The organism is Ewingella americana (assembly GCF_006438725.1).
Classification (GTDB): domain Bacteria; phylum Pseudomonadota; class Gammaproteobacteria; order Enterobacterales; family Enterobacteriaceae; genus Ewingella; species Ewingella americana_A.
Map to the genome: position 1 here is coordinate 714,826 of NZ_RCZD01000001.1, position 18,468 is coordinate 733,293.

The window sequence follows — 18,468 nt, forward strand, 5'->3', positions numbered from 1 at the left end:
CTCAGAACGGGAACAGGACCGGAATCAGCAGGACGCTGGCGACCATCACCAGCAGAGTGAAAGGCACGCCAATTCGCATAAAGTCGCCAAAGTGGTAATTCCCTGGCACCATCACCAGCGTATTCACCGGTGATGAAACCGGTGTCATGAAAGCCGCTGAGGCAGCGATGGCGATGATCATCGTAAACGGATAAGGCGAGAGACCCATTTGGTGCGCAGTGGCGATGGCAATGGGTGCCATCAACACTGCGGTGGCCGTATTCGAGATAAACAGACCAATGGTGGCACAGAGCACAAACAGGCTGAGCAACATAATACGCGGGCCGTGACCACCGCTGACATCCGTCAGCCCCTCAACAATCAATGCCACCCCGCCGGTTTTTTGCAGTGCAAGCGCGAACGGCATCATGCCGACAATCAATAATAAGCTGGGCCAGTGAATCGATTTATACGCCCCTTCCATCGTGATACAACGGAATTTCCCCATCAGCAGACAGGCAACAATCGCGGCGATCGCGTTGGGCACTTCGTCGGTAAGCATCAGCGCCACCATTAACGTCAGGCAGAACAGTGCATGCGGAGCCTGGCTGACTGCGGGTGCCACATCATCGACCTCTGCGGGAAGATTCAGCACAATAAAGTCATGCATCTGTTGTTGCAGTTGGCGGATAAGCTTCCAGTCGCCAATCACCAACAGCATATCCCCGAGTTGCAACTCCTCATCAACCAGCTTACCTTCCAGCGCTTCAGCCTGACGGCGTATTCCCACGACGTTCAATCCGTAACGCGACCGAAACCCCACCTGGCGCAGACTTTTACCCAGGAGTTCTGAATCGGGGATCAGCGACACCTCGGCCATGCCGACGTCGCGGGATTGTTCGGAGAAATACTCACCGCGCAGCACCATCGGCTCAAGCTGTTCCTCTACGCAGAATTGACGGATGGAAACTTCGCTGTCCGACATATCAAGCAACAGGACGTCGCGCGCACGGAGCTCGGTGCTGCCGGTCGCGCTGACCATCACCCGACGGAACTTACGCCAGCGTTCAATACCCACCACATTCGCCCCGTAACGCGAGCGTAAATGCAGGTCGTCCAGCGTCTTACCAACCAATGGCGATCCGGGTCGGATCGCCATCCGGCGCGCCCTGCCGGTAAGCCGGTAGTCGCGGATCAGATCACGAAAGGTGCGGCGCTGCCAGGTCTCTTTTTTCTCATTGCCATTTTCCGAAGAGAGCCAGCGTCGCGCCACCAGCATGTAAACTACCCCCATGGACAGCACCACTAACCCTACCGGCGTCACACCAAAGAAGCCGAAACCGTCAAAGCCTTCACGCAGTAATTCGCTGTTCACGACCATATTCGGCGGTGTAGCCACCAGCGTCATCATTCCGCTGATAAGGCCGGCAAAACTTAGCGGCATCATCAACCGCGCCGGGGCAGTTTTCATTTTGGCCGACACACTCAACACCACCGGGATGAAAATCGCCACCACGCCGGTAGAACTCATAAACGCGCCCAGACCGGCAACAGTTATCATCAGTAGCACCAACATGCGGGTTTCACTGTTTCCGGCGACCTTCATCAGCCATTCACCCACCTGATACGCCACGCCCGTTCGCACCAGACCATGGCCGACCACAAACAGTGCGGCAATCAGAATCACGTTCGGGTCACTGAATCCAGCCATGGCTTCATTGAGAGTCAGCGTTCCGCTCATTACAAAAGCGATGATCACTAACAGGGCCACCACATCCATGCGCAACTTGTTACTGGCGAACAGCACCATCGCGGCCAATAGCAGTGTCAGTACCCAAATCAGTTCACTGGTCAAAACAAGGCTCCCTTTGTGATGAAAAGGCAAAAGCAGTAAAAGCGTGTCTGAAAGAATGCCATAAAAAAACCCCGCAAGGGCGGGGTCAATATCAACAAAATTGAGGTATTCATCAGCAAAGTGCAGTTTAGCGCAGCGTCACGCTGACCCGCTGCCCGATCGCTTCTACCACCAGAACTTCCAGTGTGGTCAGGATCATGTCCACCCGGTCCATCCCCGGCGTGTCAGAGGGTGCATTGACGGCAATCACTTTACAACCTGCGGCCAGCCCGGCCATCACTCCGGCCGCCGCATCTTCCACCACGACACAATCCGCTGGTGCCAGGCCTAAACGTTCCGCCCCCAGCAGGTAGGCATCCGGCTGCGGTTTGCCATGTTTGACCTGCTCTGCAGTGATAAAGACTTCGGGTTTTGGTAAATAAGCCGCCGCATGGCGCGCATGGGCCACCGGCACAGAACCCGAGGTCACAATCGCCCAGGGAATATTCTGGCGGTTCAGTTCACTGAGCAACACATGCGCACCTGGAAGCGCAGTAACACCTTCGGTATCCGTCGCTTCACTCTGCTCGAGTTTCAAAAACTCACGCTGAATGGCTTCTTCACTTTCGCTCTGCATAAAATGACGTAAAGAAGTGATCGCCTGTTTGCCGTGAATAAACGCCAGCACCTCTTGCGGATTGATGCCGCGGCTTAGCGCCCAGCTGATCCACGCACGTTCAACGGCAGGCAGTGAATCCACTAACGTTCCATCAAGGTCGAACAAGAAACCTTTACACTCCACAAGCGACTCCTTTTTTAGTCTCAGGCATTAATAATCTGTGCGATCTCAACCGCACTTAAATGATACTGACGCGGACAGGCCAGCCAGATAGCCAGCATGCGTTGGTATTTTTCCCACATTTTGGTTTGGGAATTGAAACCGTGCGTTCCTGAATCAAAATCGGTGTAGCGCCCTTCGGTGTTCACCATAAAGCGGACATAGCTGAGATAGCGGGATTCAGTGGCGGCATCAAAACCGAGGAATTCCAGACGGCGGCGATCCAGCCCCTGGGTGTCTTTCAGATTGGTCCATGAAACCTGCATCGCGTGGTGCATTTCCATGATGTTAATGACGGTGCGGCAGGTCTCTTCTGACAATTCGCCAAAATCACGATCGAGTTCACGCATCTGCAGGCCAAAACCACGTTCGATCACGGTTTGCAGGCGGCGATAACGGTCAGCGTTGTCCGGGTCCAGCATGGTCATCATTTTATATTGGTTGGATAAAATCAGGCGTTGAGCGTTTGTCATTTCCATCGTGAAACTCCTCGTGTCTGCATAATGACCAAAGCATGGCACAGGGCAAACTTGTGCGAAATCGCAAGCTGACCATTCTTTGATTTGAACCCATAAACTGAGTTGAAATGCATTTAATTAAGAAGCCTGAATGAACAACGAAGAAGTGCATTCAGCAAAACGGATGTCGCAGCCTCCGCTAAATATCGTCAAAGAAGGTTTTATCCAACTGCTTGAAAGCCCGTTTCAGCACATCGGCCAGCGACTGGTAGGTTGGTGTACCTTCTACCGGTGCCAGTGCCTGCCCGGCTTCCACCAGCTTTTGCCGCACGTCGTGGAACCAGCCCAACAACGTCGGTGGCAGAGGGGTCAACGAGCGACGTCCCAGCCACCAAAGGCCTTGCATCGGCAGGCTACAGGCAAAAATTGAGGTGGCAACCGCAGGGCCGAGCTGGCCGCCGAGGGCAATTTGCCAGCTTAATGTGAAGACAGCCAGGGGTGGCATAAAGCGCACAGCAAAACGCGTCGCCGTGGATATGCGGTTCTCAGGAAACATCGGGGCCAGGCGCTTATCGGACGGCCATGTTTTCATATAATGCTGCCCGCGCTGGAATACCTGAAACCAACTGACAGAACCTGATGGTTTAGTGGTCATGATGCACCTCAACTTCACATATAAAATTTAAAAAAAAGTTGTAAATAACAAACGAGTTTTTAGCACGATTAAATATATTTTGTTTTTGCCGACACCTGTCGGTATCCTGTCCCAGCAAAATCGGGGCGTTTTAAAAAGTGTCTCATCCAGCCTGCTGGCGGTTTGATGGCCCTTAACCCTTTTTTACAGAGGACTGGTTGCATATTGCCTCTGCACGCGCTGTTTTGTAATTAAATATCGCCTTATTTGTTAGTGTTTTTACAAACAAACAACACTAACAAATAACATTTTGAAGAGCCGATAACAGGCGCGTTTTGTTCGAAGCCCTGATAGTTTTTGCTCTATGATGGCCTGGAAAATCTCAAGCCAGTTTTTCATTGTCATGCCGGTTTTGGTTGTCTGGCATGATGCTAATCATAATTGTCAGCGCCATTATGCGCTACGCTTGATGTCAGACTGACGATTTATTAACCATGTGTATTGTTTTCCTTCTTAAACAGCACCAACTATCAATAGGTACTTCCATGTCGAGTAAGCTAGTTCTGGTTCTTAACTGTGGCAGTTCTTCCCTTAAGTTCGCCATCATTGATGCAGTGAACGGCGAAGAGCATATTTCTGGTTTGGCCGAATGTTTCCACCTGCCTGAAGCCCGCCTTAAATGGAAAATGGACGGCAAGAAAGAAGAAGCCTCTCTGGGTGCTGGTGCAGCGCACAGCGAAGCACTGAAATACATTGTTAACAACGTCTTGTCACAAAAACCTGAACTGTCTGCTGAACTGGTTGCCATCGGCCACCGCATCGTTCACGGCGGCGAAAAACTGACTCAATCCATGCTGATCGACGACGCAGTGATTCAGGGTATCAAAGAATCCATCCCGTTTGCACCACTGCATAACCCTGCGCACCTGATCGGCATCGCTGAAGCGTTGAAATCCTTCCCGAAACTGGCCGATAAAAATGTCGCCGTCTTTGACACCGCATTCCATCAGACTATGCCGGAAGAGTCCTATCTTTACGCTCTCCCGTACAGCCTGTACCGCGATCACCACATCCGTCGTTATGGCGCACACGGCACCAGCCACTTCTACGTGACTCAAGAAGCCGCGAAAATGCTCAACAAACCCGTGGACGAAGTGAACCTGATCACTTGCCACCTGGGCAATGGCGGTTCTGTCAGCGCCATCCGTAACGGTAAATGTGTTGATACCTCTATGGGTCTGACCCCGCTGGAAGGCCTGGTTATGGGCACCCGCAGCGGTGACATCGACCCGGCTATCATCTTCCATCTGCATGACGCACTGGGGATGAGTGTTGATCAAATTAATAAGCTGCTGACCAAAGAATCTGGCCTGTTGGGCCTGACTGAAGTGACCAGCGACTGCCGTTATGTTGAAGATAACTACGCCACGAAAGAAGATGCCAAACGTGCAATGGACGTATTTTGTCACCGTCTGGCAAAATACATCGGTTCTTACGCTGCACTGATGGAAGGTCGTCTTGACGCTGTGGTCTTCACCGGAGGGATTGGCGAGAACGCAGCGATGGTTCGCGAATTGTCTCTTGATAAGTTGGCTCTGCTGGGCTTTGAAGTTGACCATGAACGCAACCTGGCTGCCCGTTTTGGCAAATCCGGCGCTATCAACAAAGAAGGCACCCGTGCCGCGCTGGTCATCCCGACCAACGAAGAGCTGGTTATTGCTCAAGATGCGGCCCGTCTGACCGCATAACATGCATCCCACTGCCAGCGTCTGCTGGCAGTTTTTTTCATAACAGGCGAGCGTAGCCAGTCCGGAAGCAGCCAGCGTAAAGTAGCCCTCGAACCCTGTTTACATACAGTCTGGCGAGCGCGCGCAGCCCCTTCCCAACCGTGTCATGCGTCGTCTGGCAAACCAGAGAGGTTTAGCCGTGTCCCGTACAATTATGTTGATCCCTACAGGCACCAGCGTGGGTCTGACCAGCGTCAGCCTTGGTGTTATCCGTGCCATGGAACAAAAAGGCGTCAGCCTGAGCATCTTCAAGCCTATCGCGCAACCACGCACCGGCGGCGATGCACCTGACCAGACCACCACCATTATCCGCGCCAACTCGAACGTACCAGCGGCTGAACCGCTGAAAATGAGCCACGTGGAAGCCTTGCTGAGTTCCAATCAGCAAGACGTGCTGATGGAAGAGATCATTGCCCGTTATCACGAAAATACCAAAGATGCCGAAGTGGTGCTGGTTGAAGGTTTAGTGCCAACGCGCAAACACCAGTTTGCCAACGCGCTGAACTATGAAATTGCTAAAACCCTGAATGCAGAAATTGTGTTTGTTATCGCCCTCGGTAATGACTCTCCGGCGCAGCTGAAAGAGCGTATCGAACTGGCAAGCAGCAGCTTCGGCGGCAGCAAAAACAAAAACATTACCGGCGTTATCATTAACAAACTGAACGCACCGGTTGACGAACAGGGCCGCACCCGTCCTGATCTGTCTGAAATCTTCGATGATTCCACCAAAGCCAGCGTCGCGAATGTTGACCCAAGCCAGCTGTTTGCCAACAGCCCGCTGCCAATCTTAGGTTGCATTCCATGGAGCTTCGAACTGATTGCCACCCGCGCAATCGACATGGCAAAACACCTGAATGCACGCGTGATCAATGAAGGCGACATTCAGACCCGCCGCGTGAAATCCGTGACTTTCTGTGCGCGCAGCATCCCGCACATGCTGGAACATTTCCGCCCAGGCTCACTGCTGGTGACCTCCGCTGACCGTCCTGATGTGCTGGTTTCTGCCTGCCTGGCCGCAATGAATGGCGTTGAAATCGGCGCTATCTTGTTGACCGGCGGTTACGACATCGACGATCGCATCAATACTCTGTGCGAACGTGCATTCAAAACCGGCTTACCGGTGTTTATGGTAGAAACCAACACCTGGCAGACCTCGCTCAGCCTGCAAAGCTTCAATCTCGAAGTGCCTGCTGATGACCATCAGCGCGTTGAGAAGCTGCAACAGTATGTTGCCTCGCACATCAACAGCGACTGGATCAACTCCCTGAGCGCCCATTCAGAACGTTCACGTCGTCTCTCTCCACCAGCGTTCCGCTATCAGTTGACCGAACTGGCACGCAGTGCCAACAAACGCATCGTGCTGCCAGAAGGCGACGAACCACGTACTGTGAAAGCCGCATCACTGTGTGCTGAACGTGGTATTGCAGAGTGCGTACTGCTGGGCAACCCGGAAGAAATTCAACGCGTTGCTGCCGCTCAGGGTATTGAACTGGGCAAAGGCATCAAGATTGTTGACCCGGTTGTCGTGCGCGAAGAGTACGTGGCCCGTCTGGTTGAATTGCGTAAAAGCAAAGGCATGACCGAAGTAGTCGCCCGTGAACAACTGGAAGACAACGTGGTTCTCGGTACTCTGATGCTGGAAAAAGGTGAAGTCGACGGTCTGGTTTCTGGCGCGGTTCACACCACTGCCAACACCATCCGCCCACCGTTGCAGTTGATCAAAACCGCACCAGGCAGCTCACTGGTCTCTTCTGTGTTCTTCATGCTGCTGCCTGACCAGGTTCTGGTCTACGGTGACTGCGCGATTAACCCGGACCCAACCGCTGAACAGCTGTCTGAAATCGCGATTCAATCTGCCGATTCCGCCGCTGCCTTTGGTATCGAACCGCGCGTTGCGATGATCTCCTACTCCACCGGCGACTCCGGTGCCGGTAGCGACGTTGAGAAAGTACGTGAAGCTACCCGTCTGGCACAGGAAAAACGTCCAGACCTGATCATCGATGGTCCGTTGCAATATGACGCCGCCATCATGGCCGACGTTGCCAAATCCAAAGCGCCGAACTCTCCGGTTGCAGGTCAGGCTACTGTGTTTATCTTCCCGGATCTGAACACCGGTAACACCACCTACAAAGCGGTTCAGCGTTCAGCGGACCTGGTCTCTATCGGGCCAATGCTGCAAGGTATGCGTAAACCTGTTAATGACCTGTCCCGTGGCGCACTGGTTGACGATATCGTCTACACCGTTGCCCTGACGGCGATTCAGTCTGCACAGGCCGAAGCTGCTGCTAAAGCGTAATAACGCTTTGCAGTGCAAAACGCCGACATCATGTCGGCGTTTTTTTTGACTTCCGTTCCTGTATCACATCATCACAACAGCGTTTTCGCCGCTTCCAGAATATGTTCGGCCGTCAGACCATACTCCTGCTGTAAAAACTCCTGCGTGCCCACCTGACCGTAACGCCCTTTGACACCGACGCGGCGCATCGGTACCGGATGGTGCTCAACCAGAACTTCCGCCACTGCCGATCCCAGCCCGTTGTGAATACTGTGGTTTTCGCAGGTCACAATTTTGCCGGTTTTGGCGGCGTACTTCTGGATGATCTCCTTATCAATAGGCTTGAGGGTGAACATGTCGATGACGGCGGCGCTCACGCCTTCACGTTCCAGCATTTGTGCCGCTTTCAAAGCTTCCGCCACCATAATACCGTTGGCGATCAGCGTAATATCGTTACCGTCGCGCAGCAGGTTGGCTTTACCGATAGTAAAAGTCGAGCCTTCCTGATAAATCTGTGTCGCCTGTTTACGGATAGTGCGTACCCAGTAAAAGCCTTTTAAATCCATCAGCTGCAACAGGATATTGCGGAACATTACTGCGTCCGTTACTTCCAGCACCACTGAATTAGCCAGCCCGCGCACAATGCCCATATCTTCGAATGACATATGGGTACCGCCGTTGTGGCAGGCGGTGACACCGGCATCGGAGGCGATGACTTTGACGTTGTTTTTCTGATAATCCAGCGACATAAACAGCTGATCGAAACAGCGGCGACTGGCGAACGCAGTAAAGGTGTGAACAAAAGGCACACGCCCGGTAAGCGACAACCCTGCCGCCACGCCAATAACATTGGCCTCCATAATGCCGCAGTTAATCACGTGCTGCGGGTGATCTTTATGTACTGCGTCCATCGCCATCGAGCTCATCAGATCGGCTTCAAGAGCAATGATCGGCGTGTTCTCAACAATCTTCTCACGCACGGTGTTGGCATACACTTTGCGCATTTCCGTGGTATCAGGTTTCAGTTCCAGCGTGACTTCAAACATGCGCGGCCTCCAGTTCTGCAATGGCGTTTTCAATTTCCAGTTTCACATCCGGCGTTAAACGCAGATGGTGCGAATTCGCCAGTTGCTCGAGATATTTCACGCCCTGCCCTTTCTTGCTATCGAGCACTACCACCAGCGGGCGTTGCTCGCCCTGACGAACCGGCGTCAGCGCCTGTTGCAGTGCGACCACGTCATCACCCTTGATGGTCAACACATCAAAGCCAAACGCACTGAATTTCGCCGCCAGATCGAAGGGTTTAATCACTTCATCAAGCAGGCCGTCGAGTTGCTGTTTGTTGTAGTCGATAAACAGCGTCAAATTATTCAGATTATGATGAGCAATAAACTGGAAAGCCTCCCAGCACTGGCCCTCGTTGAGTTCGCCGTCACCCAAAATACAGAACACGCGGTTGGCGCGGCCTGCCAGTTTGTGCGACAGCGCCATGCCGGAAGCAATGGAAACACCCTGTCCAAGAGAGCCGGTGGTGGCGTCCACGCCGACCGTGCGCAGGCGATCCGGATGGCTCGGCAGTTTGGTCCCATTCTGGTTCAGCGTTTTCAAATCGGACTGTGGAAAGTAGCCTTTCAGACCCAGCGTGGCATACAGCGCCGGGCCCGCATGGCCTTTTGACAGTACGAAATAATCGCGCTCCTGCCAGTCAGGGCGTGCCGGGTCAATACGCATCACATCGCCGTACAGCACCGCCAGCGTTTCCACCACCGACATGCTGCCGCCGTAGTGACCAAAGCCTAATCCGGTGAGCATTTTCAGTGTCTCAATGCGGATTTGACGAGCAAACTCACGAACCTCTTGGACATCTTTCATGTTGTTTGGTCCTTATTTTAGTTAGCACTCGACCCGGCCCGTTAGTTGTTAACAGCGACTAACGGGCCTTGCGTAGTGTTTTCCCGGAGGGTTAATGGTGACTAACGGAGAACTTATTTTTCGATAACCGCTTTTTCTGCGGCTGGCTTTCTCGCCAGATAGTTGTAGGCAACCAGAGCGGCGAAAATGGCAACAATCAGCGCCATAATGGCTTCTTTGGACATAAAGCGCGCCAGATTGCCGAGCAGGATCCCGATGACACCAAAGTCAGCATCAGAGAAGGTGGCGTTGGCAAAGCCCAGCGCACCCAGCACCGGCAGCAGTAAGACTGGCAGGAAGGTGATCAAGATGCCGTTGGCAAATGCACCGGCCATCGCACCGCGGCGGCCACCGGTCGCATTACCAAACACGCCCGCCGTTGCACCGGTAAAGAAGTGCGGTACTACGCCTGGGAGAATCAGCACCATATGCATCTGACCCAGCAGGAACAAACCGACAAGACCGCCGAGGAAGCTGAACAGGAAACCAATCAACACCGCGTTTGGTGCATACGGATAGACCACCGGACAGTCGAGCGCCGGACGGGCATTCGGTACCAGTCGCTCAGAGAAGCCGACGAACGCCGGGACGATTTCCGCCAAAATCAGTCGCACGCCTTGCAGGATGATGAAAACACCGGCCGCAAAGGTGATCGCCATAATGATGGAGTACACCAGATAGTTCTGGCCTGCGCTGTAGGTGGCCTCGACGAAAATCTGTCCGGCGAAGACCGCCATAATCAGATAAATGATGATCATGGTCAGCGAGATGGAGATGGAGCTGTCGCGCAGGAAGCTGAGGTTTTTCGGCAGGTTCATCTCTTCGGTAGAGCGTGAACCTTTACCGACTTTGCTGCCGATCCAGCCGGAAAGCACATAGCCGATGGTGCCGAAATGACCGAATGCAATATCGTCATTGCCGGTGATTTTACGCATATAACGCTGCGCCAGTGCCGGGAAGAACGCCATGATGAGGCCGAGCGTCAGAGAACCGGTGAAGACCAGCGCCACGCCTTCAAAACCGGCTACGGTCAGGATGACGCTGATCATACAGGCCATGTAGAACGTATGGTGTCCGGTTAAGAATACGTATTTGAGACGGGTGAAACGCGCCACGACAAGATTAGCGACCATACCAAAGGCCATAATTAATGCCGTCGGCGCACCGAATTTCTCCATCGCAATGGAAACAATCGCTTCGTTATTCGGAATGATCCCCTGAATATTGAAGGCGTGTTCAAACATCCCGCCCAACGGATTTAACGAGCCGACTAATACCGTCGCACCGCCCGCTAAAACGAGAAAACCCAGTATTGTTTTAACCGTACCTTTTACCACATCAGAAAAGTTTTTCTTTTGCGCGACCAGACCGACTAATGCAATGATCCCCACCAGTACGGCAGGCACTTTTAATATATCAACCACAAACTTGAGCGTTTCCTGGATAAACATACCCACCTCAATATTCTATTTGTTTTATTCGTAAGGTTTTTATTCAATACCCGTCAGGATATTGGATGCTTTTCGAAGTGGGCGACTAACTTCGTCTCCAGCTCATTGATATCCACAATATTAGTAATGACGACCAACTGATTTTCAGGGATATTCGCGCTGGCAGCGATATCTTTCGCCATCACGAACAGGTCAGCTTCACCAGGGATGGCCGAGGAGAGGTCTGAGTGCTCGACGTCAGCCTGGATATTTAATTTCTTCAACACTTTCTTGATGTTCATTTCCACCATAAAGCTGCTGCCTAAACCGGAACCGCAAATCGCCATAATTTTCATGATATTTACCTGTGTTTTAAAGTTTGTAGGGTAGCGCATCAGAATAGAGTCTGATGTCAATATCGGTTAACTGCTTCCATGTTTAACTGACGTTATTCCCTTGACTGGCTCAGGAAATTAGAATTTAGATAAAATCTCCTGAATAGTTTTAATGTCTTTTGCCTGATGTATTTCTTGCATCGCTTCTTCGTTTGAAAATAACTCTGCCAGTTCAGAAATCAATTCAATATGGCTATGTTTATCGGGTGCAGCCAGCATCACCACGGTATAAACCGGATCATTATCTTCTGAATTAAATTTAACGCCGTGTGGAAGATTCAGCAGCGACAACCCTAACGCATGTGCGCCTTCTTCGGGCCGCGCATGGGGCATCGCAATTCCCGGAGCCAGCACATAATAGGGTCCGAGTTTTTCATGCTGGGCGAAAATAGCCTGCACATACTCTGGTGTTATGGCTCCCTTTTCCAGCAGCGGCTCCGCGCTGGCCTGTACGGCATCGCGCCAGGTGGTGATATCATTTCTAATGTGAATCGTTTCTGCTGTCAGCCAATCGTTAAGCATTGCTACTCCCAACTATTCTTGTCTTGTTTTGCGATGTTGTTCTGATGCGTCTTCAGGCCCGCTGATTTCTCCCTCCTGTTGAAGTTAAAAACCACCCCCGATCCTGTTAACGATCCAGACTTTACTCATCGATAGCGTTAACATCTGTGATACATCTCACAAAGATAGCGCTACCAAAAAGCCACCATCAGATTCTGTGATAGCGCTATCAAAAATAGTCACTTCAGGATATCGCCTCCCGCGTCGGACAGGAAATAAGGATATACTTTGGCTGCGAATTGCCGATAATTCATCACATCTGCCGCTGTTGACCCCGGAACCCGTGTGGGATCCCACCGGTCGCGGCCCGCTGTTTTCGCCATTATTGTGCGCACGATGCGCAGTTGAAAGTCAGGATTGGGAATGTCGATTAACAAAAAACGACGCAGTACCGGAAGAGTGACGCTGGCCGATGTCGCGCAACTCGCGGGGGTCGGCAGCATGACCGTATCCCGGGCGTTGCGAACGCCGGAGCAGGTGTCGGACAAGTTACGGGAAAAAATTGAAGAAGCCGTCAGTCAGCTAGGCTATTTGCCTAATCAGGCCGCCAGTTCGCTGGCTTCCGCCTCGTCTTATACCATTGCAATGATTGTGCCGAGCCTGTCGGAATCAGGTTGTGCCGAGATGTTTGCCGGATTGCAAAAAATCCTGCAACCGGCAGGCTATCAAATCATGCTGGCCGAATCGCAGCACCGTATGGACCGTGAAGAGAAATTATTGGAAACCCTGCTCTCCTATAATTTGGCGGCGGCGATTTTACTCAGCGTTGAGCACTCACCCAATGTCCGTAATTGGCTCGATAACACTTCGATACCGGTGCTGGAAATCGGTGCGCTGACCGACTCGCCTATCGACATGAATATTGGTATTGATAACGTCGAAGCGATGTATCAGCTGACTAAAACCGTGATCGATAAAGGCTACCAGAACATAGGAATGCTGTGCGCCAATCAGGAACAGTGGATTTTCCAGCAGCATCTGCAAGGCTGGCACAAAGCCATGCTGCGGGCGCATATGTCAGTGCACAGGGTGATTAACTCGGCAGAACCGGCCAGCTTTTCGACCGGAGCACGGCAGTTACCCGAATTCCTGCTCGCCTGGCCTGAACTGGATGCGCTGGTTTGTGTTTCTGACGAACTGGCTTGTGGCGTGCTGTACGAATGTCAACGCCGACGCATTAAAGTCCCCGACGATCTTGCCGTCGTCGGCTTTGGCAACAGCGACGTCAGCCGCGTATGCCAGCCCCCGCTGACGACCATTGCCATTCCTCACAAAGAGATCGGTACCCGCGCAGCGCAGGCCTTACTGGCCAGAATTCATGATGAAGAGTGGGAAGAGGTGACGATTGCATCGTCATTATGCAAACGCGACAGTTGCTGAGAGGCTGGGGCTAAGTAGAGTAAAACAGCGGACGGACTGAGCCGCCCCACTGTAGACGGGGTTACACCCCGTCGTTTTTTTTGCTTTCATCGACCGAACCAAGCGAGAACGATGAACTTTCAACCGGCAGTGGATCGCCTGGTAAGATTCTCTCCTCACGCACCAGCGGCTTACCGTGATCTTTCTCGTTGTTACGGGTCATCCACAACGACAGTGCTTTGAGCGAGTCTGGGGTAAATTCGTCACAACGTGCAGTAATTTCTTCCGGGGTCATCCAGCGCACTTCGTCGATCTCTTCTTCCTGTAAAGCGAAGGGACCATGCGACACGCAGCTAAACAATGCACCCCATACACGGCATTTATTCGGTTCTTCGAAATAGAACATGCCGTGCTCAGCGAAAGGCACACCGGCGATACCCAGTTCCTCTTCCGCTTCGCGTCGCGCGGAATCCAGCACCACTTCACCGCTTTGCACTACGCCGCCCGCCGTGGCATCAAGCCAGCCGGGAAAGAAATCCTTGGTCTCGGTGCGACGCTGCACCAGGATATTACCCATACCATCATGTACCACAATGTAGCTGGCACGATGGCGCAGGCATTGAGCTCGCATCTGCTGACGGCTGGCCTGGGCGATAACTTCATTTTCTTCATTGACGATATCAACCCATTCGCCGGTGTCGGTGTTCTGCTCTTGTTCCGCCATCCTATGAAACCTTCTCTTTGAGCGCAGGCTTATGCGCGATTGTTGTACTATCGGGGAAGTTTTATGACTTACTCAACACCTTCTTTCAAAAGAAGGCCAGTGTTCGCTGATTCTATCTGTCTCGGTGGGGGGGCTCAATAGCAACCAATGCGTTGTCGATATGTTAAACCTATGACACCCTGCGTGGGAAACCATCAGACTAGTCTCACAGTGACGATGAGCCTAACCTGCTATGTTAACCCAAGGCCGGGGACTTTAAAGTGAACAACCCGCGCAAATTTTTAAACTGATTATTTCTTAGTAAATTAGACGCATCCAGCCCTGCCGATCGGCGGTTTACACGCCCACGGACAGAGAATTAAATAACGCAGGAGGCACCATGATTGATCTTTATTACGCACCAACACCAAACGGTCACAAAATTACGCTGTTCCTCGAAGAAACCGGATTACCTTATCGTCTTCACCGGATTGATATCAGCGCCGGTGACCAGTTTAAGCCCGAGTTTTTAGCCATCTCCCCCAACAACAAAATTCCAGCCATTGTCGACCATCAACCTGTCGACGGCGGTGCTCCCCTCAGCGTGTTTGAATCAGGGGCGATTTTGCAATATCTGGCGGAGAAAACCGGCAAACTGCTTAGCCAGGAGCTGCGAGAACGCACGCTGACGCTTGAGTGGTTGTTCTGGCAAATGGCCGGATTCGGCCCGATGCTCGGCCAGAATCACCATTTCACCCATTACGCTCCGCAACCGGTGCCTTACGCCATTGAACGCTATCAGCAAGAGACCAAACGCCTGTACGGCGTGCTGAATACTCAACTCGGCAAGCACGCCTACATGGCCGGTGAGAATTACAGCATTGCTGATATCGCCACCTATCCCTGGGTTGCCTCTCACGAGCGCCAGCGCATAGATCTGGCGAATTTCCCTGCGGTGCGTAACTGGTTCGAACGCATTAAAAATCGCCCAGCCACTGAAAAGGCTTACGCGATCGCCGAACAAAAATAAGCGGTTACCCTCTGGAATTCTCCCGAGGGTTTCTTTTGAGCAACCCCACTGATAGAAAATAAATACGTCGGGATGTGCTCCATATCGCGTGTTTAGCTGCAGGAGTAACCTATGCTGAAAAGAAGCGTTCGCGCACGCATTCAAACAGTTAAGGAGCCAGCCTATGCAAATCTTGATAACCGGAGCCACCGGCCTTATCGGACGCAGACTCACCGAACGCCTTCTTGGCCAATCACACCACATCACCGCACTGACCCGCGCACCTGAACGGGCAGCAAAACTCCTCGGCCCTGAAGTATTGCTGTGGAAAACACTGGACGACAAAACCTCGCTCGATGGCTTCGATGCCGTGATCAATCTGGCGGGAGAACCCATTGCCGACAAGCGCTGGACCAAAGAACAGAAACAAAAATTATGCGATAGCCGCTGGAAAATCACCGAACGTCTGGCGACGCTGATCAATGCCAGCAAGAACCCGCCGTCAGTGTTTATTTCCGGTTCCGCCGTGGGTTATTACGGCGATCAGGGACAGGCTTTAGTGCCAGAGGATGAGCCACCTAACAAGCAGTTTACCTGGCAACTTTGTGCCCGCTGGGAAGCGCTGGCGCTGGCAGCTGAAAGTGACCGCACCCGAGTCTGCCTGCTGCGCACCGGCATTGTTCTGGCGAAAAAAGGCGGTGCACTGGCAAAAATGGTCCTGCCGTTTCGCGCCGGTCTCGGCGGCCCTTTCGGCAACGGGCAGCAATACATGCCATGGATCCATCTCGACGACATGGTAAACGGCATCATTTTCCTGCTGATGCACGAAACCCTTAACGGCCCGTTCAACATGGTTTCGCCCTACCCGGCTCGTAACGAACAGTTCAGCGCCCTGCTCGGCGAAGTCCTGAACCGTCCGGCCTTTATGCGCGTTCCTGCTGGCGTAGTCAGGCTGCTGATGGGTGAATCCGCCGTCCTGGTGCTCGGCGGCCAGCGAGCCGTCCCTAAACGGTTGGAAGATGCCGGGTTTGTTTACAGTCATCAGGAGCTGAAAGAGGCCCTTGAGGATGTTCTTGGGGAGTAGCGCCCCGTGACCTTGGGCGGCAGCCCACACCGGTGAACCTTGGGCTGCCGCCCAAAACCGTACAAAAGGAGGCGTAAACCGTACAAACTGGGCTGATAGGTAACACTTTAGACCGGGCTGATGGGTAACAGTTATAACTGGCAAGGCACGTGTTTCAGGCACTCCCGTTCACGGCGCAAAATGTCACGGCTTCGCCGTCCCCGTATTTTGGGTTTCGCGCCTCAGGTCTCGAATCTCTCATCCGGTGCCATTGTTGACTGCGCCTTAGCGGCTATATAGGTCAAATGATGAAAGGCAAAAAAGAAGGGACGTCTACGATTTTTTTAGCCTGACGCCATACTGCACGTCAGGCTGATGAAATGCGGGGAAATTCGAACGGATTAGATCAGTTCCAGCGTTTATCTGCCCAGGTCTTTTGCTGCCATGGCGTGAGGAATGTCCAGGCGACAAAGCGGCTGATCTTATTGCCCTGCGTCATTTCAACGGTCCGCACGTCGGTAGCTTCCAGTTCTTCCAACGCTTCGTAAATCAGGGGCAGCGTCGTTTTCTTAGAAATCAAAACGGTGAACCACAGGCAGTTATTGCGTTTTTCAGCGCTCTCTTCTGCCATGCGCACGACGAAGGACTCTTCACCGCCTTCGCACCATAATTCATTGTGCTGGCCGCCGAAGTTCAGTTCAGCTTTGCCGGTGCGGCGATCGATGCCCAGATTCTGGCGCTTGCGCTGGCTGCTGCCCGCCGCTTCTTCCGCAGATCCGTGGAACGGTGGGTTACACAGGACCGCGTCATAACGTTCGTCATGACGGATGATAGTGTCGAAAATACGCGGCGGTTTAGCCTGTAAACGGAAACGTACCTGATTGGTCAGCAAGGGGTTGGTGGCAACGATTTTCTTCGCTGCAGCCATCGAGGTGGCATCGATTTCACTGGCCGTAAAACGCCAGCCATATTCACGCAAGCCGATAATCGGATAGATGCAGTTTGCGCCCACGCCAATATCCAGAATGGCAATATCTTTACCTTTAGGAATTTCATCCTGATTACTGCTGGCCAGTAAATCAGCCAGATGATGAATATAATCGGCACGGCCGGGAATTGGCGGGCAGAGGTAATCGGCCGGAATTTCCCAATTTTCAATCTGATAGAAATGGCGCAGCAACGCACGGTTCAGCGCTTTTACCGCCTGGGGATCGGCGAAATCGACGGACAGATCGCCCCATTTGTTCTCAGAGACGAACGGCTCAAGCTCAGGGCTGCTGGCGATCAGGGCCGGGAAGTCATAGCGGCTGCGGTGGCGGTTGCGCGGATGCAGGCCGCTTTTTTCTTGCGGGAAGATTTTCTTGTTTTCCACCTGAATGACTCTCCGGAATGTTTTTATGAAAAATAGTTTTATAAAACGTATGGGGTGATGAAACGGCAGGCTTTGCGAATGATAACCAACCTGTCGTAATTTCTGGCGCGTAAGATAACACAAACCGCTCGCCTCTGCCGGACACTGACTGGCAGCGATGCAGAAAAACGGTTAACGTGCTAACCAACACACCGCATATTTCGCGCCAAAGGACCCCCATGAGCACAGACGAACGTTATTATTATGAGCCTTCTGCCGGTCACGGCCTGCCACATGACCCTTTTAACGCCATCGTCGGCCCACGGCCCATCGGCTGGATAGCCTCACGCAACGCCGCCGGGCAGCGCAATCTTGCGCCCTACAGCTTTTTCAATGCGTTCAACTATCATCCGCCGATCATTGGTTTTGCCAGCAGTGGCTGGAAAGACAGCGTGGCTAATATTGTTGAAACTGGCGAGTTCGTCTGGAACCTCACTACCCGCACCTTGCTGGAAAAGATGAACGAAAGCTCAGCCTCCCTGCCCCGTGGCAGTGATGAATTTGAATTTTCCGGTCTGACACCGCGCCCCGGGCGCATCGTCGCCGCAGATTGCGTGGCAGAAAGCCCGGTCAATTTTGAGTGCAAACTGACGCAATGCATTCAGTTGCAAAGCGCTGCCGGAGAGAAAGTCGATACCTGGCTTATTTTAGGCGAAGTTGTCGCGGTTCATATCGCACCGTGTTTACTGATCGATGGCATTTACCAGACGGCGCTGGCCGAGCCGGTACTGCGCGCCGGTGGTCCGACGGCTTACTACGGTATTTCTGAAGAGAACCGTTTTGATCTGACCCGCCCTGACGCCCGCTGACCCCTGCCATAA

17 protein-coding genes are annotated in these 18,468 nt (G+C 52.7%); 6 read left to right on the top strand and 11 right to left on the bottom strand.

Translation table 11 applies throughout. The features are described from left to right. Position 1 precedes the first annotated feature (1 nt). The 4 genes from EAH77_RS02990 to yfbV all read right to left on the bottom strand — a co-directional run bounded on the left by EAH77_RS02990 (position 2) and on the right by yfbV (position 3,764). Positions 2-1,834 carry an SLC13 family permease gene (locus tag EAH77_RS02990; RefSeq protein ID WP_140470298.1) on the bottom strand — a complete coding sequence of 611 codons (1,833 nt, stop codon included), beginning with the start codon at positions 1,832-1,834 and terminating at the stop codon, positions 2-4. 127 nt (positions 1,835-1,961) lie between these two features. After that, positions 1,962-2,615, bottom strand: coding sequence for a sugar phosphatase (locus tag EAH77_RS02995; RefSeq protein WP_140470299.1), 654 nt, complete (start codon positions 2,613-2,615; stop codon positions 1,962-1,964). Between the two features lie 20 nt (positions 2,616-2,635). After that, on the bottom strand, positions 2,636-3,130 hold the full coding sequence (locus EAH77_RS03000; RefSeq protein WP_140470300.1) for a YfbU family protein: 495 nt from the start codon (positions 3,128-3,130) through the stop codon (positions 2,636-2,638). A 178-nt stretch (positions 3,131-3,308) separates the two neighbouring features. Then, complete coding sequence (gene yfbV, locus EAH77_RS03005; protein ID WP_140470301.1) at positions 3,309-3,764, bottom strand: terminus macrodomain insulation protein YfbV; 456 nt, start codon at positions 3,762-3,764, stop codon at positions 3,309-3,311. A gap of 524 nt (positions 3,765-4,288) precedes the next feature. On the opposite strand from yfbV, the gene ackA reads away from it, so the two are divergent. Together ackA and pta are read left to right on the top strand one after the other, a co-directional pair. Beyond that, positions 4,289-5,491: an acetate kinase gene (gene ackA / locus EAH77_RS03010; protein ID WP_140470302.1), complete on the top strand. Its 1,203-nt coding sequence runs from the start codon at positions 4,289-4,291 to the stop codon at positions 5,489-5,491. Between the two features lie 193 nt (positions 5,492-5,684). Then, positions 5,685-7,826: a phosphate acetyltransferase gene (gene pta / locus EAH77_RS03015; RefSeq protein ID WP_194150473.1), complete on the top strand. Its 2,142-nt coding sequence runs from the start codon at positions 5,685-5,687 to the stop codon at positions 7,824-7,826. 71 nt (positions 7,827-7,897) lie between these two features. Here the strand turns inward: pta and EAH77_RS03020 are convergent, their stop codons facing one another. The 5 genes from EAH77_RS03020 to EAH77_RS03040 all read right to left on the bottom strand — a co-directional run bounded on the left by EAH77_RS03020 (position 7,898) and on the right by EAH77_RS03040 (position 12,063). Continuing rightward, complete coding sequence (locus EAH77_RS03020) at positions 7,898-8,851, bottom strand: transketolase family protein (protein WP_140470304.1); 954 nt, start codon at positions 8,849-8,851, stop codon at positions 7,898-7,900. Beyond that, complete coding sequence (locus EAH77_RS03025) at positions 8,844-9,677, bottom strand: transketolase (RefSeq protein WP_140470305.1); 834 nt, start codon at positions 9,675-9,677, stop codon at positions 8,844-8,846. The genes EAH77_RS03020 and EAH77_RS03025 overlap by 8 nt, the downstream gene beginning before the upstream one ends. 113 nt (positions 9,678-9,790) lie before the next feature. After that, positions 9,791-11,167, bottom strand: coding sequence for a PTS ascorbate transporter subunit IIC (locus EAH77_RS03030; RefSeq protein ID WP_140470306.1), 1,377 nt, complete (start codon positions 11,165-11,167; stop codon positions 9,791-9,793). A gap of 53 nt (positions 11,168-11,220) precedes the next feature. After that, positions 11,221-11,502 carry a PTS sugar transporter subunit IIB gene (locus EAH77_RS03035; RefSeq protein ID WP_140470307.1) on the bottom strand — a complete coding sequence of 94 codons (282 nt, stop codon included), beginning with the start codon at positions 11,500-11,502 and terminating at the stop codon, positions 11,221-11,223. A gap of 117 nt (positions 11,503-11,619) precedes the next feature. Continuing rightward, the gene (locus EAH77_RS03040; protein ID WP_140470364.1) at positions 11,620-12,063 is read right to left on the bottom strand and encodes a PTS sugar transporter subunit IIA; all 444 of its coding nucleotides are present in this window, start codon (positions 12,061-12,063) and stop codon (positions 11,620-11,622) included. A gap of 402 nt (positions 12,064-12,465) precedes the next feature. Between EAH77_RS03040 and EAH77_RS03045 the strand changes: the two genes are divergently transcribed. Beyond that, positions 12,466-13,482 (top strand): LacI family DNA-binding transcriptional regulator, encoded by a 1,017-nt coding sequence (locus EAH77_RS03045; protein ID WP_140470308.1) that lies wholly within the window; start codon positions 12,466-12,468, stop codon positions 13,480-13,482. Positions 13,483-13,543: 61 nt separating this feature from the next. On the opposite strand, the gene yfcD is transcribed toward EAH77_RS03045, so the two are convergent. Beyond that, positions 13,544-14,185: an NUDIX hydrolase YfcD gene (gene yfcD, locus EAH77_RS03050; protein WP_241673382.1), complete on the bottom strand. Its 642-nt coding sequence runs from the start codon at positions 14,183-14,185 to the stop codon at positions 13,544-13,546. Between the two features lie 379 nt (positions 14,186-14,564). Between yfcD and yfcG the strand changes: the two genes are divergently transcribed. Further along, the gene (gene yfcG, locus EAH77_RS03055) at positions 14,565-15,194 is read left to right on the top strand and encodes a GSH-dependent disulfide bond oxidoreductase (RefSeq protein WP_140470309.1); all 630 of its coding nucleotides are present in this window, start codon (positions 14,565-14,567) and stop codon (positions 15,192-15,194) included. A 163-nt stretch (positions 15,195-15,357) separates the two neighbouring features. Beyond that, complete coding sequence (locus EAH77_RS03060; RefSeq protein WP_140470310.1) at positions 15,358-16,257, top strand: TIGR01777 family oxidoreductase; 900 nt, start codon at positions 15,358-15,360, stop codon at positions 16,255-16,257. Positions 16,258-16,642: 385 nt separating this feature from the next. Here the strand turns inward: EAH77_RS03060 and rlmF are convergent, their stop codons facing one another. Beyond that, a complete protein-coding gene (gene rlmF / locus EAH77_RS03065; RefSeq protein WP_140470311.1) occupies positions 16,643-17,608 on the bottom strand; it encodes a 23S rRNA (adenine(1618)-N(6))-methyltransferase RlmF in 966 nt (321 codons plus the stop codon). A gap of 218 nt (positions 17,609-17,826) precedes the next feature. Between rlmF and EAH77_RS03070 the strand changes: the two genes are divergently transcribed. After that, complete coding sequence (locus tag EAH77_RS03070) at positions 17,827-18,456, top strand: flavin reductase family protein (RefSeq protein ID WP_140470312.1); 630 nt, start codon at positions 17,827-17,829, stop codon at positions 18,454-18,456. Positions 18,457-18,468 lie beyond the last annotated feature (12 nt).